Genomic DNA, 21,935 nt, shown 5'->3' on the forward strand with positions numbered 1-21,935 from the left:
GCGAGACGCACCGCGCCCCGGTACCGACGGGCGGTACCGGGGCGCGGCGACAGCGTCGGCCGGGTCTCAGGCGGCCGGCACGCCGCCCGTGAGACGGCGGTAGGCGTAGCCGACGGCGACGTAGCTCAGCGGGATCGTCACGAAGAGCCCGAGACCGCACGGGATCGCGCCGAGGATGTTGATCCCGACGAGGGCGAGCAGGAGCAGGAACACCTGCCCGAAGTTCTTCGCGACGAGCGAGAAGCTCGTGCGGATCGCCGTGATCGCGTCGACGCCCTGGTCGAGCGCGACGTAGTACACGAACGCCGAGAACAGCAGCATCGCGAGCCCGGGCAGGACGCACAGGACGAGCCCGATGCCGGACAGGACGCCGACGATGAGGGCGGCGAGCAGCACGTTGAGCACGTTGCCGATGCGGAAGAACGCGGCGACGTCGGGTCGACGCCCGTCCACCTCGTCGAGCGCGCCGCGCGTGAAGAACGCGGTGATGAGGTAGCCGATGGCGGTGCCGACGATCCCGAGCAGCACGCTCGTGAAGGTGAGGCCGCCGAGGGCCGCGAAGTTCGTGTCCGAGTAGTCGAACTGGTCCTGGAACTGGTCGAACCCGCCCGTGATCCAGCTCCACGCGATGTTGACGGCGAGGAAGATCAGCGCGACGAGGATCCACGGCCCCAGGTTCGACGTGACGCGGCGCCACCCGTAGGAGATCGCGTCGCCGACGCCGAACGCCGGGCCCGAGTAGCCGGGCTGGCCCCCGTACCCTCCGGCGGCGCCCGGGTACGACCCGGGCGGCGGCGGGTACCCCCCGGCGGGGGGCGGGTATCCGCCGGCGGGCGGCGGGTACGCACCGGACGGGGGCGGGTACGCGCCCGGCGGGGGCGTCGCCGGTCCCCCGGCCGCGCCGTCCGGCGCACCGGTCGGCGCGCCGTAGGCACCCGGTGCCCCGTACGCGGGCGGGCCCGACGGCGGTGCGGCCGGGTCGTGCGGCGCTCCCCCGCCCGGGCCGTACGGCGAGGCGGGCGGGACGTCGCCGCCGGACGGGGCGGCGTCGGGCCGGTCGGGTCCGGGACCGGACGGTGGCGTGGCGTCCGGTCGCGGGCCGCCCGCGCCGTCGGCGGGGGTGTGCTCGTCGTCGCGGGGCGGCTCGCCGCCCGGGTTCGTGGGGTCGGTCATCGTGCACCTCGTTCCTCGTCGTCACGTGCTGCGGGCTGCACGCTCCGTCGACGTGCTGGGTCCACCTTGGCGGTTCCCGGCCCGGACCGCGCGGCGAGCACCGCGGCCGTCGCACGGCGGCGGGCAGGATGGTGCCGCCGAGGGGCCTCGTCCCCGCGGGGCGCGCCCGGGTCGCGGTGGACCCGGGCCGACGTCACTCGTCCGTGATCGTCCGGACGACCGTGTCCGCGAGCAGCCGCCCCCGCAGGGTGAGCACGGCACGACCGGCGACCGCTGCGCGGCCGTCGAGCAGCCCGTTCGCGACGAGCCCGGCGACGGCGTGGCGTCCCGCCGGGGAGAGGACCGCGAGGTCGAGACCCTCGCGCAGCCGCACGCCGAGCATCGCCTGCTCGAGCCGGCCCTCCGTGCGCGTGAGGAGCTCGCGCCCCGCCGCGGGGCTCGTGCCCGCCTCGAGCAGCGCCGCGTACCGGCGCGGGTGCTTGACGTTCCACCACCGCACGCCGACGCGGGCGTCCTCGGGCGACGCCCCTGCAGGCGCGGCGCCGGTCGCCGCGACGTAGGAGTGCGCACCGGGCCCGATCCCCCACCAGTCGTCGCCGCGCCAGTACGCGAGGTTGTGGCGGCAGCGGTCGGCGTCGGTACGGGCCCAGTTGCTCACCTCGTACCAGGTGAGGCCGGCCGCCGTGAGCAGCTCGTCGGCGAGCTCGTACTTCGTGGCCTGGTCGTCCTCGCTCGGGAGCGCGACCTCCCCGCGCCGCACCTGGGCGGCCATCTTCGTCCCCGCCTCCACGACGAGCGCGTACGCGGACACGTGGTCGACGCCGGTCGCGAGCGCAGCCTCGAGGCTCGCTCGCCAGTCGTCGAGGCTCTCCCCCGGCGTGCCGTAGATGAGGTCGAGCGAGACCTGGAGGCCGGCGTCGCGCGCCCAGCGCACGACGTCCGGGATGCGGCGCGGGTCGTGCGTGCGCTCGAGCGTCGCGAGCACGTGCGGCACGGCGGACTGCATGCCGAACGACACGCGCGTGAACCCGGCGGCCGCGAGCTCGGCGAGCGACTCGGGCGTCACCGAGTCCGGGTTCGCCTCCGTCGTCACCTCGGCGTCGGGGGCGAGCCCCCACGCGTCGCGCACGCCACCGAGCAGGCGGACGAGGTCCCCGGCAGGCAGGAGCGTGGGCGTGCCGCCGCCGACGAAGACGGTCGACACGGGCCGCTCGGGCAGCCTGGCGTCGTGCAGCACGCGCGCGGCGAGGTCGATCTCGCGCAGCGCCGTGCTCGCGTACGAGGCCTGGCTCGCGCCCCCGCCGAGCTCGGACGCCGTGTACGTGTTGAAGTCGCAGTACCCGCACCGCACCGAGCAGAACGGGACGTGCAGGTAGACCCCGAACCCGCGGGTCGCGGGCACGGTGCCGCCCGCGCCGCTCGCGACCCAGGAGGGCAGCGAGCCGTCGGGCGGGACCGGCAAGCCCTCGGGCAGCGCCGGGCTCACTTCTTCGACTTGTCCTTGGCGTCCTTGCCGCCCGCGGCGTCGGAGGAGAGCGCGGCGATGAAGGCGTCCTTCGGGACCTCGACGGACCCGATGTTCTTCATGCGCTTCTTGCCCTCCTTCTGCTTCTCGAGCAGCTTGCGCTTGCGGCTGATGTCACCGCCGTAGCACTTCGCGAGGACGTCCTTGCGCATGGCGCGCACCGTCTCGCGCGCGATGACGCGCGCGCCGACGGCCGCCTGGATCGGCACCTCGAACTGCTGGCGCGGGATGATCTCCTTGAGCTTCGCCGTCATCATGACGCCGTAGTCGTACGCCTTGTCCTTGTGCACGATCGCGCTGAACGCGTCCACCTGCTCGCCCTGGAGCAGGATGTCGACCTTGACGAGGTCGGCGACCTGGTCCCCCGACGGCTCGTAGTCGAGCGAGGCGTAGCCGCGCGTGCGGGACTTGAGCTGGTCGAAGAAGTCGAACACGATCTCGGCGAGCGGGAGCGTGAAGCGCAGCTCGACGCGGTCCTCGGACAGGTAGTCCATGCCGAGCATCTGGCCGCGGCGGTCGTTGCACAGCCCCATCACGGTGCCCACGAACTCGCTCGGCGCGAGGATCGTCGCGCGCACGACCGGCTCGCTGACCTGCTTGATCTTGCCGCCCGGGAACTCCGACGGGTTCGTCACGTTGACGAGCGTCCCGTCCTCGAGCGTCACGTCGTAGACGACGTTCGGCGCGGTCGAGATGAGGTCGAGGTCGAACTCGCGCTCGAGGCGCTCGCGCACGATCTCCAGGTGCAGCAGGCCGAGGAACCCGACGCGGAAGCCGAATCCGAGCGCGACCGACGTCTCCGGCTCGTAGTTGAGCGCGGCGTCGTTGAGCTTGAGCTTGTCGAGCGCGTCGCGCAGGACCGGGTAGTCGGTCCCGTCGATCGGGTACAGGCCCGAGAAGACCATGGGCTTCGGGTCCGAGTAGCCGCCGAGCGCGTCCGCGGCGGGCTTGGCCGCGTTCGTCACCGTGTCGCCGACCTTCGACTGGCGCACGTCCTTCACGCCCGTGATGAGGTAGCCGACCTCGCCGACGCCGAGGCCCTTCGTGACGATCGGCTCCGGCGAGATGACGCCGATCTCGAGCAGCTCGTGCGTCGCGCGCGTCGACATCATGACGATGCGCTCGCGCGGGTTGAGGTTGCCGTCGACGACGCGCACGTACGTCACGACGCCGCGGTAGGTGTCGTAGACCGAGTCGAAGATCATGGCGCGCGCGGGGGCGTCGGCGTCGCCGACCGGCGCGGGCACGCGCTCGACGATGCGGTCGAGCAGCGCCTCGACGCCGGCGCCCGTCTTGCCGGAGACCTTGAGCACGTCGTCCGGGTCGCCGCCCACGAGGTTCGCGAGCTCCTCCGCGTACTTCTCGGGCTGGGCCGCCGGGAGGTCGATCTTGTTGAGCACGGGGATGATCTCGAGCTCGTTCTCCATCGCGAGGTACAGGTTCGCGAGGGTCTGCGCCTCGATGCCCTGCGCCGCGTCGACGAGCAGCACCGCCCCCTCGCACGCCGCGAGCGACCGCGAGACCTCGTACGTGAAGTCGACGTGCCCCGGGGTGTCGATCATGTTGAGCGCGTGCGGCGTCTCCACGCCGTCCGCCACGACGGCCCACGGCATGCGGACCGCCTGCGACTTGATCGTGATGCCGCGCTCGCGCTCGATGTCCATGCGGTCGAGGTACTGCGCACGCATGGCGCGCGGCTCGACGACACCGGTGAGCTGCAGCATGCGGTCGGCCAGGGTCGACTTGCCGTGGTCGATGTGCGCGATGATGCAGAAGTTCCGGATCAGCTCGGGCGGCGTGGCCGCGGGCTGGATGCGGGTGCTCAGCTGGGCACTGGGGATCGGGGACAACGCGGGTGCGCTCCTGGGAGTGGCGTGCGGGTCGGGGCCGCGCGCTCGGGGGCGGCGCGCCGACGGTCGCTCTCGGGCGGGCGGGAACGACCATTGTCCCACGTCCGGCGTCGGGCACCCGCCCGCCCTGCGGGGCACCGCGAGCCGACCTAGCGTGGAGGACCGGCCGGCCGCACCGGGCCGACCGGCGACGAGAGGAACGCTCATGGCCCAGGACACCGAGCACCGCACCTCCGACCACACCGGCGGTCGCCGCGTGCTCGCGATCGTGACCAACTACGGCGTCGAGCAGGACGAGCTCGTGGTCCCGCTCGAGCACCTGCGCGGCGAGGGGGTGGAGGTCGACGTCGCGGCCACGTCCGCCGACGACGTGCAGACCCTCGTGGGGGACAAGGACCCCGGCCGCACCGTGACCCCGAACCTCACGCTCGCCGACGCCGACCCCGCCGGGTACGACCTGCTGCTCGTGCCGGGCGGGACGATCAACGCCGACGCGCTGCGCCTCCAGGACGACGCCGTCAGCCTCGTGCGCGCGTTCACCGCCGCCGGAAAGCCGGTCGCGGCGATCTGCCACGGCCCGTGGGCGCTCGTCGAGGCGGCCGCCGTCGAGGGCAAGACCCTCACGAGCTACGCGTCGCTCGAGACGGACGTGCTCAACGCGGGCGGCGCCTGGGTCGACCGGTCCGTCGTGCGCGACGACGAGGGGTACACGCTCGTCACGTCGCGCGACCCCGGCGACCTCGACGACTTCCTGCGCGAGGTGGACGCCGTCCTGGCCGGGTGACGTGCACCGTTCTGGCAGCCGGGCGGACGCGCGTCCGCCCGGTAGGGTGCGCGCGTGGCACGCAACCGATGGCTGGGACTTCTGACCGACGCGGCGCGCGCCGTCGTCTCCGGGCTCACGCGCTCGCAGGGCGCGGGGCAGGGCGGCGCGCGCCAGGGCACCGCGGCGACGCGGGCCCCGGGGCGCGAGCGGACGCCGTCGGGCCGCGGCCCCGCCGACCGCACGCCGTCGCCGCGGCCCGGCCCGCGTCCCGGTGCTGCACCCGGTCCTCGACCCCGCCCCGCGGCGGGCGGGCGACCGGTCCCGGCCGGGACGACGGGCGGTCGGGGCGCCGCCGCCGGGGCGTACCCGGGCGACTTCGAGGGTGCGGTGCGGGCACAGTACGCCCCGCGGCCCGACGGCGACCCGGACCCCGGCGAGATCGTCTGGACGTGGGTCCCGTTCGAGGAGGACCACTCGCAGGGCAAGGACCGGCCCGTGCTGCTCGTCGGGTCGGACGGCGCGTGGCTCCTCGGCGTGATGCTCACGAGCAAGGACCACTCGCGCGACGCCCGGGACGAGGCGCGCTGGGGGCGGTACTGGCTCGACATCGGGTCGGGCCCGTGGGACGCGAAGGGACGCGACAGCGAGGTCCGGCTGGACCGCGTGGTGCGCGTCGACCCGGCCGCGGTGCGCCGCGAGGGTGCCGTCGTCGGGCGCGACGTCTTCGACCGCGTGGTCGAGGGGATCTCGCGGCACCGCTGAGGCGGTGGTCCCGGCTCCTCGCGCCGGCCTCGACGCCTCGGGCGAGGTCGCACTCCGGCCGCGCGCGACGATTAGGGTCACGACCGGACCGCTGGTAGTCTTGATGGCTGCGTGTCCGCCCAGGTCGGCGGGCACAGCTCCAGCACCTCTCCACGGGTTCCCCACCCCAGTCCCGGAGCTGGAGTCGCCCTCTACGACCTATCCGCTCGCTCCGGCGAACAGAACCAGAAAGTCCACACGTGGCCAACATCAAGTCCCAGATCAAGCGCATCCGCACGAACGAGAAGGCTCGTCTGCGCAACAAGGCAGTCAAGTCCGAGCTCAAGACGTACGTGCGCCGCGTGCGCGAGGCCGTCGCCGCGGGCGACAAGGAGGCGGCGACCACCGCGCTCCAGGCGGCGTCGCGCAAGCTCGACAAGGCCGTCTCGAAGGGCGTCATCCACGCGAACCAGGCCGCGAACCGCAAGTCGGCCATCGCGAAGTCCGTCAACGCTCTCTGAGCGCACGGTTCGCCCGCGGTGTCGTGACACGCTGATCGTCGCGACGCTCGCACAGGCTTCCCACGAGGGGCGCCGACCCGCACGGGTCGGCGCCCCTCGTGCGTCCGGTGTCGGGCGACCGGTCTTGGCCGTCGGCGCCGCGCCGGGCCGGGTGCCCGGGCGGAGCCCGCCGCCGTCGACGCCGTGCCGAGCCCGGACCCCGAGCCCGGGGCCCGGGCGGGCGGCTGCCTGGTCAGCGGCCGTGGGCCCGCGCGATCGTCAGCACGGCCCGCTCGACGGCGAACACCGGGTCACGCCCCGCGCCCTTGACCTCGGCGTCGGCCTGCGCGACGGCACTGATCGCGGTCGCGAGCCCCTCCGGGGTCCAGCCCGCGAGCTCGCGGCGCGCGCGGTCGACCTGCCAGGGCGCGAGCCCCAGGTCCTTGGCCGCCACCCCGCCACGGCCACGCATCGCGCCGACCTTCGCGAGGGCGCGGAGCTTCATCGCCAGGGCCGCGACGAGCGGCACCGGGTCTGCGCCCGTCGCGAGCGCGTGCCGCAGGAGCGCCACGGCCTCCCCCGCGTTCCCGGCGACCGCGGCGTCCGCGACCCGGAACCCGGTCGCCTCGACCCGGCCGCCGTAGTACCGGTCCACCACGGCCTCGCTCACGGTGCCGTCGGTGTCCGTGACGAGCTGGCTGCAGGCGGCCGCCAGCTCCCGCAGGTCGTTGCCGAGTGCCTCGACGAGAGCCCGCACGCCCGACGCGTCGATGCGTCGACGCGCCCTGCGGAACTCGGCGTTGACGAACGCCACCTTGTCGGAGTCCTTCTTGATCGCCTCGACCGCGACGACCGGGGCGCCGCTGCCCTTGATCGCGTCGAGCATGCGCTTGCCGCGCACGCCGCCCCCGTGCACGACGACGACCGTCGTCGCCGGGTCGGCGACCGGCACGTAGTCCACGACGTCGGCGACGAGCGCGTCCGTCGCGGACTCGGCGCCCTCGACGACGACCACCTTCGCCTCGCCGAACAGCGACGGGCTCGCCGCCACCGTGAGCATCCCGGCCTGGTACGTCGCGGCCTCGATCGTCACCTTCTCGACCTCGGGGTCGCGCTCGCGCGCCAGGTCGACGATCGCGTCGACGGCACGCTCCGCGAGGAGCGACTCGGGCCCCTGGACGAGCACCACGGGCGCGAGCCGGACGTCGTCCCACGCGAGGGACGGGCCGGCGGACGGACGGGCGGTGCGGGTCGGCGCGGGCATGGCCCAAGCCTGCCACGAGCCGCCCACCGGCGGTGCCGGCCGACGCGCCCCGAGGCTGCGGTCCGCGACTCTCGCAGGAGTTCCGGCGACGCCGCACCGACGACACCCGGGCGTCGCGGGCGCCCTGGCACCGGGGCACAGGATGGTCGGCCGCCCGGGTGCCCGGGCGGGGGCGCGCTCGGGCGCGGTCACCCGCACCCCGCGGCGGAGAGGACGTCGTCGCGCACGACGAGCGCCACGGTGCCGCACGCGTCGGTCCGGAGCACCGTCGCGCCCACCCCGCGGTAGAGGTCGAGCGCCCGGTCGGTGGGGTGGCCGTAGGTGTTCTCGCCCGAGCTGACGAGCGCCACCGTCGGTGCCAGGACCTGCGCGAGCCGGTCGGACTGGGTGGCCGAGCCGTGGTGCGCGACCTTGACGACGTCGACCGGTCCCGTGCCCCGCTCGCCCAGGGTCCGCGCGAGCGCCGCCTGCCCCGCGTCCTCCAGGTCGCCCAGCGCGACGACGTCCAGTCCCGCCACCCGGACGAGGAGCGCCACGCTCGCGTCGTTCGCGTCACCCGGTCCGGCCTGCAGCACCTCCCACGAGGCGCCGTCGCCGACACTCTCGCCGGATCCCCCGGCACCCGCAACGCCCGCGGTGCCCCCAGCGCCCGCAGCGCCGACTGAGCCCGCCGCGCCTGTCTCCCCGGGCCGCGCGACCTGTACCGGGACGCCTGCGTCCGCGAGGTCACCGAGCACGCGCTCGGCCTGCCCCGCGGGCTCCGCCGTGGGGCTCACGAGCGCGCGCTCGACCTCCCGGCCGCGGAGCACCGCCTCCAGGCCGCCGACGTGGTCCGCGTGGAAGTGGCTGAGGACGAGCAGGTCGACCCGCTCGACCCCGAGGTCGTCCAGGCACGACCCCGCCGCGGGGCCCGCGGGGCCGGCGTCGACGACCACCGCGGCGCGCGGGCCCGAGCGCACGACGAGCGCGTCGCCCTGCCCGACGTCGCACGCCACGACCGCCCAGTCCGCGGGGACCGGCCCCGCGGTCACACCGAGCGGCCGGAGCACCACGACGAGCAGGACGGGCACCGCGACGAGCGCGACGACGGCCGCGACGCGCGCACGAGACCGGGCTCTCCCCCGCAGAGCGAGGGCGGGGTGCGCGCCGACGGTCCGTCCGAACGGCCCGGCGTCGGGGCGTGACGGCCGGGTGGCGCGACGCCACTCCCCGGCGAGGCGCGCCCGCAGGGACGGCGACGTCGCGCGACGCAGCGTGCGGCGCTCCCCCGCGTCCTGCAGTGCGCGCGAGCGGAGGACCACGGCGAGCCCGACGGCAGTCAGCGCGGCGAGCAGCGCGGCTCCTCCGACACCTCCCGGCCAGGGCACCCGCGCACCGGGCGCGGCCGCGAAGACCTGGGCGACGCCCGCGATCCAGCCTGTGAACAGCCCCGCCGTCCAGGCGAGCGCGGTCGCGGCGCCGGGCCACCAGGGCGCGACGAGCGTCGCGAGGACGCCGAGCACCGTCGCGGGACCCAGCGCCGGTGCAGCCACGAGGTTCGCTGGGACGGACCACGTGCTCACGCTCGGGTCGAGCAGGACGACGATCGGGGCGCACGCCGCCTGCGCTGCCACCGGGACGGCGAGGACGTGCGCAGCGGTCCGTCCGCACCACGGTGCCAGCCGGCGGGCGATCGGCTCCGTGAGCAGGGCCAGCCCGGCCGTCGCGGCGACGGAGAGGACGAAGCCGTACGACCGCGCCAGCCACGGGTCGACGACCAGGAGCACGACCACCGCGGCCCCGAGCGCCGCCACCGCGCGGGACGGTCGCCCGAGCGCGATGCCGAGCACGCCGACCACCCCCATCGCCGCCGCCCGCAGCACGCTCGGCTCCGGGTGGACCAGCGCGACGAACCCGACCATCGCCGCGCCCGTGACGACGACGCGGACGGCTCGCGGCGCGCGCAGCACGACGCACAGCGCCGCGACGCACGCGACGACGATGACGAAGTGGCCGCCGGACACGGCCGTGACGTGCGTCAGCGAGGTGAGGTGTCTTGAAGGGCCTCATCCCGATACGGTGGCGCCAGGGGCGCAGGCCGGCGCCCGAGGAGAGGAGGCAGCCGTGGACGCGGCGGTGTACGTGCGCATCAGTCGCGACGACCTCGCGGACGACGATCGAGACGGGCGGAAGGCCGTCAAGCGTCAACGCGAGGACGCCGAGAAGATGGCCGAGATCAAGGGCTGGAAGGTCGTCGAGGTCGTGGAGGACAACGACACGAGCGCGACCAAGGGGCAGCCGCGCCCAGGCTTCGAGCGACTACTCCGTCTCGTAGACGAGCGCCGTGTTCAGGTAGTCGTCGCGGATAGGTGGGACCGCCTACTGCGCAACCGCAAGGACCAGTACCGGCTCATGGAACTCGGACAGGAGCGTGAGCTCCGGGTCTCGCTCATCAAGGGCACCGACGTGGACATGTCCACCGCGCAGGGGCGACTCGTCGCGGGCATCCTCGGCGAAGTCGCCACTAGCGAGTCCGAGATCTCCAAAGAGAGGATGCGACGCTTCTTCACCCAGCACGCCGCCGAGGGCAAGCCGTGGTGGAGCAACCGCCCGTTCGGGTACGAGCGTGACGGGACACCTCGTGAGGAGGAAGCCGACCTGCTCCGTGACGCGTACCAGCGGGTCCTGCAAGGCGAGACCCTCGCGGCGATCCTCCGAGGCTGGCCACCGGAGCATCGCAAGGGCGCGAGCCACTTCAAGAAGATCCTCTGCGCGGCGCGGAACGCGGGCATCCGGACGCACAACGGCGAGGAGGTCGGACGCGGCAACTGGACTCCGCTCGTCGATGAGGGGACCTGGCGTGACGCGGTGGCGGTACTCAACTCCCCCGGCCGCACTCACGGCGGTCCGCGACGCTTGACCTATCTGCTCTCCACTCTCGCGTGGTGCGGGATCTGCGACGACGGTTCGACGGTCGTCTCGGTGAACTCCCACGGGAACCGCGCGTACAAGTGCCGCGCGAAACCGCACTGCACACGGAAGGCGGCGGAGGTCGAGGAGCACGTCGTCCTCGCCACGCTGTGGACGCTCGCACATGGAGCCGGAGAGTCGATTGCCCGCCAGAGCGACCCCGAGCAGGTGAGAGGACTCCGGGCAGAGCGCATCCGGCTCGGCGTCGAGATGGACAACCTCGCGGCGGCACACGGCCAGGGACAGATCACCCTCTCGCAGCTGATCGTGGCCACCCAGGGCCTCCAGGAGCGCATCGACGCCGTCGACGCCGGTCTGCACGAGCGGACGCGCTCCGACCTCCTGGACGGGATCTGGGGCTTCTCCTGGGAGGACGAGACCGCGCGCTCGGAGGCGATCCGCCGCTTCAACGAGTTGCCGCTCGCACGTCGGCAGGAGGTGCTGCGCTCCGTCTGGGACCGGATCACGCTCCTCCCGATCAAGCCGAACCAGAAGTTCCGGCCTGAGACCGTCGTCTTCAGACGGGCGGCCGAGGTCCAGGCGGTCTGGAACGCGACGGACGAGCCCACGGAGTCGGGGCTCGAGATCGCCCTCGGAGAGGCGGATCTGGCGCCGGTCCGGGTGGAGAACGTCGTCTAGACGCAGATGATCGAGGTCGTCTTCACCTTCCTACACCGTGTTCGGCGGCATGCACTACCTGCGGAAACGCGACTGTGACCTGCCCCGACATCCAGTTTGTCCGGGTATTCCCGCGGCGTGGGTTCGGTAGCGACGAGCCTTCCGGAGGCAAGGTTGTTGAGTGCGAGGGAACACGCCCTCGGCACGACACCAGGAGATCGAGTGACCGACACCGAGAACACCCCGCCGAGCGCGGACAAGGTCCTGCGACGGTTCGTGAAGGCGGACCGCCGCCTCAAGCGCCGCATCGCGAAGCTGAACGAGGCGCACAAGGAGTGGGTTGAGGCCTACCGCGCCGTGGAGGGGCACAGCACTGATCACCAGGTGGGGATGCACCGCGACACGATCAAGGGGTTCCTGATCGATGGGCCGACCGACTTGCTGATCGCTCTTCCGGAGACTCACCGCGACATGACCGACCGCGAGACCTTCTACAAGGCGCTCGCGGACGACGCGACCGCGTAGGCGGAATCGGTCGAGGGCGGCCCTCCCGGGGCCGCTCTCGGTCGTTGCTGGAGAGTTTTTGACGAGTTCGCGCAGCCCGCGAGGCCAGCATTCGCAACGGCATCGCGCCGGATCAGCCAGCCACGAATGCTTGACACGGTCTCGAACGGTTTACGGTTATTTCATCACCCAGGGAGGGTGTGGTTAACAAGAAGGTGAAGAAGTGGGAGCGTATTTCGAACTGCCGCGCCACACCGTGCTTAAGCAGAGCATCGGGAAGCGCCGCAACGGTTTGAAGAGCATGGCCGTCCGCCACGCGCGAGAGCGCGCGCAGAAGGAGCAGGAACTCGCGGCCGTCGAGGCAGAGCTTGAGGCGTATCTCCGCGACCACCCGGAGACCGCGCGATGACCGTGCTTTGGATCGTCGCGACCTGCGCGCTGTGGACGGGCGCCGGGTTGCTGTGGGGCTTCGTCGCGCGCGAGGCGTGGGAGCAGAGAAGGGCAGTCCGCCTAGCAGGCGCGGACTCCGAGCGGATGAGAGGCGAGGCGTGAGCGCAAGTACTCCACCGGTGCCCCCGGTCGCGGCGACTTCGACGCCGTTCAACGACCCGTGGGCTCCAGACCCGATCGACTGGGAGACGCTGATGGCGCTTGCCGCCGCGCAAGACGTCACCGTCGAGGAGCTCGACGACGCGATTCAGCACGAGATCTGGCTCGAGTCCCTGACCGCGGCAGAGCGCGAGGAGTACGAGTACTGGGAGAAGTTCCCGAACCGTCTCCGCCCGATCGACTGGATGGCGAATCCTCCGCAGGTCGACTGGCTCGTGCCGGGTCGCATACACCGGACCGGCCTCGCGCAGGTCTACGGACCGCCGTACTCCGGCAAGACGCTCTACGTCCTCGACCTGGCGCTGTCGGTCGCGGCTGGCCTGGACATGTGGCTCGGGCACGATCTGAACGTCGCGGGGCCACAGCACGTGGTCTACGTCGCGAACGAGGGTGGTGCGACGTTCCGCATCCAGGTCCACGCCTGGTTGCTCGCCCACCCGGAAGCCGATGCCGCCGTGGTCCAGGAGCATTTCTGGCTCCTCGACGGCGGCCAGGGTGACGTGCTGGAAATGGCATGGGGAACGGGTCGTGACGCGTACACCCCCAGCCCCGCGGACAGCGTCCATAGACTCCTCGGTGAGATCCACGCGCGAGGCTTCATGCCAGCGATGATCGTCTACGACACACAGATCGATCTCGCGCCGGGCATCAACGAGAACGACAACGCCGCGATGGTCACGCTCCTCCGCCAGATCAAGGCCGACGCCGACAAGGCGCGTCACCTTGCGGTCGTGGTCCACCACTCCGGGCACACGGGTGACCACGCACGCGGCGCATCCGGTCAGCGCGCGAAGACGGACGTCCAGGTCCAAGTCGTCCCGGTCGGCAAGGGCCATGAGAAGACCGCGCTCTGGTCGAAGGCGAAGATCAAGGGCGCGCCTCAGCCGGAGACCGACGACAACTTCGAGTCGTACCAAATGTCCGGCTCGGAGGGTGCCGCGATCCGAAGTATCGGACAGGTGAAAGCCGCGCTTGCGGCGCACCTCGCCGGACAGCCGTCCGACGATGAGCAGCGCGCCGTCCTGGACGCGATCGACGCCGGACACGTGAGCGCACGCGCGATCTCCGACGAGACCGGCATCGAGCGCAAGAGTCGCCTCCCCCAGGTCCTCACGTGGATGCAGGAGGAGTTGCAGATCACCAAGACCGGCACGGGCTCACAGACGAGGTACGCGCGCGTCTGAGCTTGGTCCGCCTTGGTCTGGGACCAAGCAGAGACCAAACCCCAAACCCAGATCGAGGGTTTGGTCCTTGGTCTCCGGGGTTTACCCCGGACCAACCGGACCAAACTCGAGGGTTGGAATTCCAACGAGAACGACGAGGGGTCAGACGCCCCGACGAGAGACGCAGAGACGCCAACCGGACCAGCACGAGGCTGGCCGGACGAGAACGGGCGAAGAGCATGGCGTACTACACGGACACAGAGGGCAAGCAGGTCTACTACGAGGCGGACATCGACTCGGTGTACACCGCGATCGAACGTCTCGCGGACATCGCGGAGCGACAGGCAACGGCGCTTGAGCGGATCGCGGACTCGCTGGAGTCGGGACGATGAACGGGTCAGCGGCGCTCCGGCAGCAAGTGGGAGAGGACGACCGCGACTCCGCCCGCGACCACGAAGGCGAAGAGCAGGAACGTCTGCAGTCCGTGCCCGAAGAAGTCGAAGCCCGTCTCGTCGAACGGAGTGTTCGACGCGCAGTCGTTGAAGGCGATCGAGCCGCACATCGAGGACGGGACCAAGACCATGAGCAGTCCGAGGACGACCAGGCCGTAGCCCGAAACCCGGACGATGAGCCGACCGTTGCGCGTCATGGGCACACGGTAGCGCCAAGACGTCGAGGTTCCTCCTCAGGACACGACCAGCCCGAGCGCGGTGGAACAGGCGGAGGCAAGAAGAGCGGGCGCGAGAGGGACACCGGCGACTTCGACTCGCTGCCCTGCGCGAACCCGACCTGCGGACGACCGAGGACGGACGGCTCCGTGTTCTGCAAGACCTGCGACCGAGGACGGCTGTGGTGAGCGCGAAGGACCCGACGCGCTACAACGTCGGGAAGCTGAGGGCGTACTGGACGGCGAGGCTCACGGCCGGCCCGCTCCCCTGCTCGAAGTGCGGGCGCCCGGTCACGACCGCCATGCGGTGGCACGTCGACCACGTCGTGCCTCGCGCGATGGGCGGAGCGTCGAACGACGTCAACAACACGTGGCCCGCGCACGGTCGATGCAACGAGTCGGCAGGTCAGGCACTCGCACAGTCTCGAATGCGTGCGCGTCGCGATCAGTCGGACGGCATCCGCACGTGGTGATGCACGCACACGAACGTCCTTTTAAGACTCACGAGAGTCCTCGTTCCTTGCCCGTCACAATTCTCTTTCGGTAAGTGATTGAACATATGAGTAAGTACAGCTTGCGCGGAGCAGAGATGCTAGGCATCACCCTCCACGCACATCAAATCGCCCTGGGCGACCTGCTTGACCGCGGAATTGAGACGACTTCGATCTGTTGGGGCCGACGCAACGGCAAGACCGAGGCAGTCTGGGCGTGGATGCTCGGGTTGATGGACCTCGAGGACGACACGTACATCGTGATCACGGCCCAGACGGGCTCGAAGTCCCGGGACCGCTTTATGAGCCACGCCCGGCGCCTGGACCGCTTCTACCCCGAGGATGCGGGCGGCCCGAAGATCCGTCGCGGCGCGATCGTGGACATGGACTTCGCGAACGGCTCGCGCATGTGGTCCGTCGCGCCTCACGAGGACTCGTATCGCGGTGACGAGGCGCGCGTGGCGTTTATCGACGAGGCCCAGTCCTTCGATCCTGAGCAGGGTGCCAACCTGAAGCAGGGCATCATGCCGATCCTCGACACCGTCGCGGACGGACAGGTCATCCTCGCCGGGACACCCGGCGACAGCCGCGCCGGATGGTTCTGGGACGCGCTCCAGGCAGGCCTCTCGGAACAACCGGGACACGCCACGAGCATGTACACGGCCGGAGACGACATCGCAGACATCGACCTGGCCGACGAAGAGATGTGGCAGCGCGTCCTGCCCGGCATCGGCACCCTGACGACGCTGGACAAGATGCGGGCTCGCCGTGCCGGCTTGGACGACGCCACCTGGGCACAGGAGTACCTGGGTGTCTGGCCGCGCGGCGCGTTCTCGGGAGCGTTCGACATCGCGGCGTGGAACGAGTGCGCTGCCGAGTTCTCGGAGAAGCCGAACGAGTTCGTGCTCGCCTTCGACGCACAGCCGGAGTCCAAGTCCTCGTCCGTCGTCGCAGCGTGGCGAGACGGGGACCAGCTCCGGGTGGAACTGCTCGCCCAGCGTGCCAACACGGACTGGACGCCGAAGTTCCTCTACGACCTCCTCGTCCGCTTCCCGAAGGCGCGTGTCGTCTACGACGGCCTCGCGAAGTCGGCCATGACGCAGCCGACCGAAGTCCTCAAGCGACAGAAGAAGGTTGCAAACCGCGTCGTCGCGCACGACTCTCGCGCGGTCATGGCCGGACAGGACAACATCGTCAAGGCCGTCGACTCCCGATCCCTCCGCTACCCGAAGTCGAACGTCGGCCTGACGAACGCGGTGATGGGCGCGCAGTGGCGCTCAGACCCGGAGGGCAAGGGCCGCTACCTCAACTGGCACCGCTCGGACGGTGACATCTCCCCCATCCGCGCGGCCGCGCTCGCCGTCTGGGAGTTGGAGCAGAACCCGAGACAAAAGCCGATCATCCTCGACAACGCGTGACGGTTCTTATGCATTGCTTCGAGAAATCCCGATAAGATAGAGATATCTATTTCAGGTGCTGTCATGACACCCTCGGGCGGGAGTTCTCCAATCCTCCTGCCCGAGGGCTCAGCATAACTATCGGAGCGAATGTAGTTGGGTCTATTCACCCGCCGAATCAGTGACGCAAATAGCCTACGGGGTTCCGTCTATGTACCGGCCGGTGTAGCGCCTGGATCGGCGCAGTACTACGCGACGACTCGCCCTCACTCTCTCGCCACCATCTCTATGCCGGACTTCCTAGTCGGCCTCCCGATGGACAAGAACCAGGCTCTCGGCATCCCGTCCGTAGCAGCGGGGCGCAACCTCATCACCGGCCAGATCAGCCGCACCCCGCTCCGCGCCTACAAGGCCGGTGGCGAGCAGATGATCGAGACCCCGCTCTGGCTGACCCGCACCAACGGCGCGATCAGCCCACAGATGCGCCTCGCACTCACTCTTGACGATCTGATCTTCACCGGGTGGGCGTTCTGGTTCGTCGAGCGCGGCGCGGACGGTCAGATCATTCAGGCGAGCCGCTGCCCCCGCGAGGACTGGCACTTCGACGGTCAGGGCCGCGTGGTCGTCGGCAACCAGGTTGTAGCTGACGGCATCCTCATCCCGGGCCCCATCCCGGGCGGAATCCTCGCCGTCGCCCAGCGCACGCTCCGCGCCGCTCTCAACGTCGAGACGATCCGGGACCAGCGCCTCCGCACTCCAGCCGCCCAGACAGAGATTCACGTCACCGACGACTCACAACTGGACTCCGACGAGGTCGCCCAGGTCCGCGACAACTACGCCGCCGCCCTCCGCGACTCCAACGGCTCGATCGTCGTTACACCGGCAGGCATCGAGATTCGAGAGCACAACAACGTCGAGTCGGACTACTTCGTCGAGGTCCAGAACTCCGTAGCCGTCAACATCGCACAGCACATGGGCATTCCGTCCGCGTTGATCGACGCCGCTGTCTCGACCGGTTCGAGCGCAAACCTCACGTACGCGAACCTCAACAACCAGCGCTCGTGGTTCCTCGACACGACCTTTAACTTCTGGGCGGACCCGATCGTCAACCGCCTCTCCATGGACGACGTTGTCCCGCGCGGAACCTACGTCGTCTTCGACCTCTCATACCTCGCGACAACGCCGCCCGAGCCTGCGGCTCTGGAGGACTGACTCGTGCTGACCATCTATTCATCTAGCCTCGTCGCATCGTCCGGAGAGCGCTCTATCACCGGACTGCTTCTCCCCTTCAACGAGCCGGGCGCAACGAGCGCAGGGCTCGTCACCGCCTCCGCATCGAGCGTCACCGTCCCTGAGGACGTGTCCAAGGTCGTCCTCAACATCGAGCACGACGGGCTGCGTCCGGTCGGTCGCGCAACGTCGATCGAGGCGCGCGAGGACGGGCTCCACGCCACCTTCCGCATCGCCGCAACGACCGCGGGCAACGACCTCCTCGAAGAGGTTCGCGAGGGACTGCGCGCCTGCCTCTCGGTCGAGGTCGAGCGCCCGGTGATCCGCGACGGACACCTCCTCGCCGGAGACCTCACCGGAGCCGGAGCCGTCGTCCGCCCCGCGTTCCCGTCCGCGTCCGTGTACGCCCTCGCCGCGTCCGACTGCGGCGAACTCCCAGACCCCTCCGCGCCCGTGGGTGACCCCGACGCCGATCGCTCCGCGTCGGTAACCCCTACGGCCCCGGAGGCCCCCTCAGTAACCGCGTCCGAGGCGCCCGCCGACGACACAACCAACACAGAAAGTGAGAGTCACGTGACCGACAACGTCACCGCTCCCGCCGACCTGGTGGCGTCCGCGAAGAACGCCAACACCGGCAAGGAAATTTCTCTTCACCAGGCTTCGAGCCTGATCGCCTCGGGCAAGGCCCAGCAGGTCCTTAACGCCGCGCTGACCGACATCCCGGCAGGCAACGGCCACGACGGCGGCATCCTCGACAACGTCGCCGTCCCGCAGTTCCTCGGTGAACTGTGGTCGGGCAAGACCTACACGCAGCGCTACGCGCCGCTCGTCAACCACGCCACCTTCACGCCGGGAACGTCCGGCGTCGTCTACGGCTGGCGCTTCACGGACAAGCTCTCGGTCAACGACTGGAGCGGCTTCCCGAACGAGGTCCCGACCTCGGACGTTGGCACCGAACTCGTGACCGCGAACCCGGCGAAGTTGGCTGGAGGTTGGGTCTTCGACCGTGACCTCGCGGACAGCGGCAACGCGGGCTTCATCGAGGCCGCACTTCGCCAGGCCACGAACGACTACGCACGCAAGATCGACAACAAGGTCATCGCGCGTATCTCGGCGGAGTCGACCGCCGTCACGGGTGTCGCTCCTGTCACGGGTGTCGCCAAGGCGTCTGTCCTCATGGCCAAGGGAATCCTCAACCTCATCAACGACGAGGCGAGCCTCACCCCGGACTTCGCGATCGTCGGCCAGGACCTCTACGAGGAACTGCTCTTCAGCAAGAAGGACCAGGTGCTCGAGTACCTGTCCGTGTCCGTTGGCTTCGACGCTGCGAACTTCGCTGGGTTCAAGGTCGTCCCGGCGAACACGCCGAGCCTCAACGGCTCCGTCATCGTCGGCTCGCGCGAGGCGCTGACCCTCTTCGAGTACGCCGGTGCGCCGGTTCGCGTTGAGGCGCTGGACGTCGCTCGCGGTGGCATCGAGGTCGGCCTCTACGGCAAGTGGGCGATCATCGCGGCCGGCAAGGGCCTCGTCAAGGTCACCGGAGCCTGACCGTGGACGAGCCGGTACTCATCGGGTGGGTCACGTTCGAGGAAGCGCGTGCCCAGTGGCCCGATGCTCCTGTTGACGACGACGAACTCGGTGAGTACCTGCTCGCCGCCTACGACCAGTGCATCGCGTACTCGGGATACTCGGTCGCCGCGGTGGCGTACTCGCGCCACCGCCTCGCACAGATCAAGCAGGCGCGGGCGCTTTGGCGAGCCGCTGAGGCTGGGGACAACAACGGTCTCGGCCCGGACGGGTTCACCGTCACGGTCTTCCCGATGGACTGGAGCGTCAAGCAGTTGCTCCGCCCGAAGTCGCCCGGCTCGGTCCACTTCGGAGCCCGCTCGTGAGCGCCCGCACAACGATGACCGCGTACCTCCGCGAGAACACGGACCTGACCGTACTTGACTACGCCCCCGAGAACTACGCGGCAATCACGGATGCGACGATCTTTGTTGCTCCTGACATGGAGATTCGCTGGGGCGGCAATATCGACGACCTTGCATTCGGGGCATACGAGGTCGACATGGTCATTGTGCTCGTCGTCCCGTATGAGGATTACCGCCGAAGCGAGGACGCGCTAGACGGCCACATTGCTGACGCGCTCAACGCGCTGGATCGCATCAACGACGTACGTGCCGCTCGGGCCACACGCGTTGTGTACGCCGACAAGAAGCACGGCTACTCCATCAACATCACAATGCTTGCACAGAAGGAATCGGCATAATGCCTGTAATCGAAGTACAGCCGTACACACTCAAGGACGTCACGTTCATCACCAGTCTTTCCGGTGGCGCGTCGTCCGACTACAAGAAGCACCTCTCGGGCGTCACGTTCACGCCGACCGCATCGACCGTGACCTGGAACGGGCTTGGCTCGAACTCGTTCACCGACGTCGCGACAGCGACCTGGGTCTGCACGCTCGACTACGCCCAGGACTGGGAGACGACGGACTCGCTTTCCCGCTTCCTACACGAGCACGAGGGCGAGGAGATTGAGGTGACGTTCAAGCCTGTGTCGTCCAAGTTGCCGACGATCGAGGCGACCCTCATCGTCACGCCGGGCGCGATCGGCGGAGCGTTCGGAGCGGTTGCGTCTGCTTCCGTCTCGCTCGGTGTCAACGGACGTCCAGAGTTGGTCTGATGACGTCGAAGCTACGGCTTCGCGACTGGGATCAGTTCTACCAGCGCGCGGCCAAGATGGAGGGCGTCGACGCGGAGATCCGGTCCGCGCTCAGCCGACACGTGCCCTCCATCGCGGCCAGCGTCTGGACCCAACCGAAGGTGCTCCAGGCGGCGCGTACGCGCATGGACCGCGCTGCCCTGGCAGGCACTGCGGTCCGATCCTCCGCGCGCTCCACGACCCTCCGAGCGGCCACCAGCCCGCGCATCCCGGTGCCGGCCTACGCCGTGGAGTTCGGTGACGGCAACAACACCAAGGAGACGTACACGCGTCGCTCTCCCAAGAGCCGGACGCACCGCGTCACCCGCAACACGCAGGCGCAGCTACCGCGACGCGACCGCCGTGGACGAGTCGTGTTCAAGTACGGCTCAGAGGCAGTGCGTCGCCTGATGAGCGCCTACGCCCAGACCGTCGCCCGCACGCTCCACGAGACCCTGGAAGGAAAGTGACCCGTGGCAAAGGACCTACGCCTAGGCATCGTTGTTGACACGGACACTCGTGCGACGAAGCAAGAGTTCTCGTCACTCCGTCGCGAGGTCAAGCGCGAGGCAGACGCGATGGGCGGCGACTGGGAAGCCGCCGCTCAGAAGGTCGAGGACGCACTCCGTGAGGCCGGCGCCCGTAACGACCTGATCGACGCCGCGCAGCGGATCGGTCGCGAGGGCCCGTCCGAGATCGAGAAGATGCAGCGCGCGCTCAAGGACACGGGCGACACCGCTCGCAGTCTGAGCGATGACATCCGCGATGCGGCGGACGACATCAAGCGCTCGTTTGACGACTCGTCGCTCTCGGCGAACGACATCTTCGACGCGAACTTCAAGGCGGAGATTCAGGCGTCTGCGCGCGAGACGGGGTCGGAGATCCTCGGCCAGATCAGCGGCGCGCTCTCGGACGGCTCCATGGACATGGACACGCTCGTTACGTCCATCAGCGACGGCCTGGTCGAGATCGGTGCGGAGGTGGGCGGTCCGGCCGGTGGCGCGATGGTCGCCGGTGGCCTCATCGCATCCGCGCTGTGGGGGCAGATCACCGCTCAGAAGGAGGCCGTCCAGGAGGACATCTCCGCGATGTTCGACAACATCATCGAGCAAGGCGCGGCCGCGGCAGAGGCAATTCGGATCGGCGAGAACATCCGTGATCTCACCGAGAACCAGGACAAGCTGAACTTCTCGACAAAGATGGCGAAGGAACTCAACACCGACCTCTCGACGGTCATTCGGGCGCGCGCAGGTGACGAAGCCGCGATGAGTGACGTGCTCGCCGCTCAGACACAGCGCCAAGAGGAACTCAAGGCCGAGTACGAGAACGGCACCATTTCGCTGACGGTCTACGAACAGGAGAGCCGCAAACTAGGTGACGCTGTACAGGACATCACCAATGACTTTGACTCTGAGCGCTCCGGAATCGACGCGGCGAAGTTGGCTACTGATGCCTATCGCGAGGCCACCGAGGCTACGAATGCGGCCATCGTCTCTAACGCACAGGCACTCGCCATGGGCACGGGAAAGGCGCAGGAGTTCACAGTCACCGTCGATGGCGCCACCCGGACCCTCAAGGCGATGCCGAACGGCAAGGTCATCGACGTCACAGACGGCGGCTCCGTCGAACTGACCCAGAGCGAGATTAACAACATTAAGGGCGGCTCGGTCAAGGTGGGCGTCTGGGTCTCGCGCGACGAGATGCAAAGCGCTGTCAACGCGGCGGCGCAGAACGTCGTCTCCCCGTATGTCCAGGTCCGCCCGTACGTGAGCACGAGGGTCTGAG

Annotated in this window: 22 protein-coding genes; 16 read left to right on the plus strand and 6 right to left on the minus strand. The window is 69.9% G+C overall.

Annotation, left to right across the window (positions count from 1 at the left end):
- Positions 1-66: 66 nt before the first annotated feature.
- The 3 genes from GWJ10_RS09175 to lepA all read right to left on the minus strand — a co-directional run bounded on the left by GWJ10_RS09175 (position 67) and on the right by lepA (position 4,548).
- On the minus strand, positions 67-1,173 hold the full coding sequence (locus GWJ10_RS09175; RefSeq protein ID WP_163186989.1) for a hypothetical protein: 1,107 nt from the start codon (positions 1,171-1,173) through the stop codon (positions 67-69).
- A gap of 193 nt (positions 1,174-1,366) precedes the next feature.
- A complete protein-coding gene (gene hemW / locus GWJ10_RS09180) occupies positions 1,367-2,659 on the minus strand; it encodes a radical SAM family heme chaperone HemW (RefSeq protein WP_163186991.1) in 1,293 nt (430 codons plus the stop codon).
- Positions 2,656-4,548, minus strand: coding sequence for a translation elongation factor 4 (gene lepA, locus GWJ10_RS09185; protein WP_021479819.1), 1,893 nt, complete (start codon positions 4,546-4,548; stop codon positions 2,656-2,658). Before lepA ends, hemW begins: the two co-directional genes overlap by 4 nt.
- A gap of 205 nt (positions 4,549-4,753) precedes the next feature.
- Here lepA and GWJ10_RS09190 point away from each other — a divergent pair, with 205 nt between their 5' ends.
- The 3 genes from GWJ10_RS09190 (at position 4,754) to rpsT (ending at position 6,576) form a co-directional block, all read left to right on the plus strand.
- Positions 4,754-5,332 (plus strand): type 1 glutamine amidotransferase domain-containing protein, encoded by a 579-nt coding sequence (locus tag GWJ10_RS09190; protein WP_163186993.1) that lies wholly within the window; start codon positions 4,754-4,756, stop codon positions 5,330-5,332.
- Between the two features lie 54 nt (positions 5,333-5,386).
- Positions 5,387-6,076 (plus strand): type II toxin-antitoxin system PemK/MazF family toxin, encoded by a 690-nt coding sequence (locus GWJ10_RS09195; protein ID WP_163186995.1) that lies wholly within the window; start codon positions 5,387-5,389, stop codon positions 6,074-6,076.
- Between the two features lie 239 nt (positions 6,077-6,315).
- The gene (rpsT, locus tag GWJ10_RS09200) at positions 6,316-6,576 is read left to right on the plus strand and encodes a 30S ribosomal protein S20 (protein ID WP_021482133.1); all 261 of its coding nucleotides are present in this window, start codon (positions 6,316-6,318) and stop codon (positions 6,574-6,576) included.
- A gap of 232 nt (positions 6,577-6,808) precedes the next feature.
- Here rpsT and holA read toward each other — a convergent pair whose 3' ends face one another.
- Together holA and GWJ10_RS09210 are read right to left on the minus strand one after the other, a co-directional pair.
- Entirely contained in the window at positions 6,809-7,819 is a 1,011-nt protein-coding gene (gene holA, locus GWJ10_RS09205; RefSeq protein WP_076405569.1) for a DNA polymerase III subunit delta, read from the minus strand.
- Positions 7,820-8,007: 188 nt separating this feature from the next.
- Positions 8,008-9,840, minus strand: coding sequence for a ComEC/Rec2 family competence protein (locus GWJ10_RS09210; RefSeq protein WP_163187258.1), 1,833 nt, complete (start codon positions 9,838-9,840; stop codon positions 8,008-8,010).
- Positions 9,841-9,922: 82 nt separating this feature from the next.
- Here GWJ10_RS09210 and GWJ10_RS09215 point away from each other — a divergent pair, with 82 nt between their 5' ends.
- The 5 genes from GWJ10_RS09215 (at position 9,923) to GWJ10_RS09235 (ending at position 14,054) form a co-directional block, all read left to right on the plus strand.
- Complete coding sequence (locus GWJ10_RS09215; protein ID WP_163186997.1) at positions 9,923-11,407, plus strand: recombinase family protein; 1,485 nt, start codon at positions 9,923-9,925, stop codon at positions 11,405-11,407.
- Positions 11,408-11,608: 201 nt separating this feature from the next.
- Positions 11,609-11,911: a hypothetical protein gene (locus tag GWJ10_RS09220; RefSeq protein ID WP_034654815.1), complete on the plus strand. Its 303-nt coding sequence runs from the start codon at positions 11,609-11,611 to the stop codon at positions 11,909-11,911.
- Positions 11,912-12,113: 202 nt separating this feature from the next.
- Complete coding sequence (locus tag GWJ10_RS09225; RefSeq protein WP_163186999.1) at positions 12,114-12,299, plus strand: hypothetical protein; 186 nt, start codon at positions 12,114-12,116, stop codon at positions 12,297-12,299.
- Between the two features lie 139 nt (positions 12,300-12,438).
- Positions 12,439-13,683 carry an AAA family ATPase gene (locus tag GWJ10_RS09230; protein WP_163187001.1) on the plus strand — a complete coding sequence of 415 codons (1,245 nt, stop codon included), beginning with the start codon at positions 12,439-12,441 and terminating at the stop codon, positions 13,681-13,683.
- A gap of 218 nt (positions 13,684-13,901) precedes the next feature.
- Entirely contained in the window at positions 13,902-14,054 is a 153-nt protein-coding gene (locus tag GWJ10_RS09235; protein ID WP_163187003.1) for a hypothetical protein, read from the plus strand.
- A 5-nt stretch (positions 14,055-14,059) separates the two neighbouring features.
- On the opposite strand, the gene GWJ10_RS09240 is transcribed toward GWJ10_RS09235, so the two are convergent.
- Positions 14,060-14,311, minus strand: coding sequence for a hypothetical protein (locus GWJ10_RS09240; protein ID WP_163187005.1), 252 nt, complete (start codon positions 14,309-14,311; stop codon positions 14,060-14,062).
- Positions 14,312-14,918: 607 nt separating this feature from the next.
- Here GWJ10_RS09240 and GWJ10_RS09250 point away from each other — a divergent pair.
- The 8 genes from GWJ10_RS09250 (at position 14,919) to GWJ10_RS09285 (ending at position 21,934) form a co-directional block, all read left to right on the plus strand.
- Complete coding sequence (locus GWJ10_RS09250) at positions 14,919-16,238, plus strand: hypothetical protein (protein WP_163187009.1); 1,320 nt, start codon at positions 14,919-14,921, stop codon at positions 16,236-16,238.
- A 294-nt stretch (positions 16,239-16,532) separates the two neighbouring features.
- Positions 16,533-17,429 (plus strand): phage portal protein, encoded by an 897-nt coding sequence (locus GWJ10_RS09255; protein WP_163187011.1) that lies wholly within the window; start codon positions 16,533-16,535, stop codon positions 17,427-17,429.
- 3 nt (positions 17,430-17,432) lie between these two features.
- Positions 17,433-18,995: a hypothetical protein gene (locus GWJ10_RS09260; protein WP_163187013.1), complete on the plus strand. Its 1,563-nt coding sequence runs from the start codon at positions 17,433-17,435 to the stop codon at positions 18,993-18,995.
- Positions 18,996-18,997: 2 nt separating this feature from the next.
- Positions 18,998-19,339 (plus strand): hypothetical protein, encoded by a 342-nt coding sequence (locus GWJ10_RS09265; RefSeq protein WP_163187015.1) that lies wholly within the window; start codon positions 18,998-19,000, stop codon positions 19,337-19,339.
- Positions 19,336-19,716, plus strand: a complete 381-nt coding sequence (locus tag GWJ10_RS09270) for a hypothetical protein (protein ID WP_163187017.1) — start codon at positions 19,336-19,338, stop codon at positions 19,714-19,716. Before GWJ10_RS09265 ends, GWJ10_RS09270 begins: the two co-directional genes overlap by 4 nt.
- The gene (locus tag GWJ10_RS09275) at positions 19,716-20,132 is read left to right on the plus strand and encodes a hypothetical protein (RefSeq protein WP_163187019.1); all 417 of its coding nucleotides are present in this window, start codon (positions 19,716-19,718) and stop codon (positions 20,130-20,132) included. The genes GWJ10_RS09270 and GWJ10_RS09275 overlap by 1 nt, the downstream gene beginning before the upstream one ends.
- Positions 20,132-20,620, plus strand: a complete 489-nt coding sequence (locus tag GWJ10_RS09280; protein ID WP_163187021.1) for a hypothetical protein — start codon at positions 20,132-20,134, stop codon at positions 20,618-20,620. Before GWJ10_RS09275 ends, GWJ10_RS09280 begins: the two co-directional genes overlap by 1 nt.
- Positions 20,621-20,623: 3 nt before the next feature.
- The gene (locus GWJ10_RS09285) at positions 20,624-21,934 is read left to right on the plus strand and encodes a hypothetical protein (RefSeq protein WP_163187023.1); all 1,311 of its coding nucleotides are present in this window, start codon (positions 20,624-20,626) and stop codon (positions 21,932-21,934) included.
- Position 21,935: the final 1 nt, after the last annotated feature.

The sequence above is a fragment of the Cellulosimicrobium sp. SL-1 genome, from assembly GCF_011033075.1.
In the GTDB taxonomy this organism is placed as follows: Bacteria; Actinomycetota; Actinomycetes; order Actinomycetales; family Cellulomonadaceae; genus Cellulosimicrobium; species Cellulosimicrobium funkei.

Excerpts from the sequence above, each read along its gene's own strand:
- GWJ10_RS09175 (WP_163186989.1), bottom strand. The coding sequence starts at position 1,173 with ATGACCGACCCCACGAACCCGGGCGGCGAGCCGCCCCGCGACGACGAG.
- GWJ10_RS09190 (WP_163186993.1), top strand. The coding sequence starts at position 4,754 with ATGGCCCAGGACACCGAGCACCGCACCTCCGACCACACCGGCGGTCGC.
- holA (WP_076405569.1), bottom strand. The coding sequence starts at position 7,819 with ATGCCCGCGCCGACCCGCACCGCCCGTCCGTCCGCCGGCCCGTCCCTC.
- GWJ10_RS09235 (WP_163187003.1), top strand. The coding sequence starts at position 13,902 with ATGGCGTACTACACGGACACAGAGGGCAAGCAGGTCTACTACGAGGCG.
- GWJ10_RS09240 (WP_163187005.1), bottom strand. The coding sequence starts at position 14,311 with ATGACGCGCAACGGTCGGCTCATCGTCCGGGTTTCGGGCTACGGCCTG.
- GWJ10_RS09250 (WP_163187009.1), top strand. The coding sequence starts at position 14,919 with ATGCTAGGCATCACCCTCCACGCACATCAAATCGCCCTGGGCGACCTG.
- GWJ10_RS09255 (WP_163187011.1), top strand. The coding sequence starts at position 16,533 with ATGGACAAGAACCAGGCTCTCGGCATCCCGTCCGTAGCAGCGGGGCGC.
- GWJ10_RS09275 (WP_163187019.1), top strand. The coding sequence starts at position 19,716 with ATGCCTGTAATCGAAGTACAGCCGTACACACTCAAGGACGTCACGTTC.
- GWJ10_RS09280 (WP_163187021.1), top strand. The coding sequence starts at position 20,132 with ATGACGTCGAAGCTACGGCTTCGCGACTGGGATCAGTTCTACCAGCGC.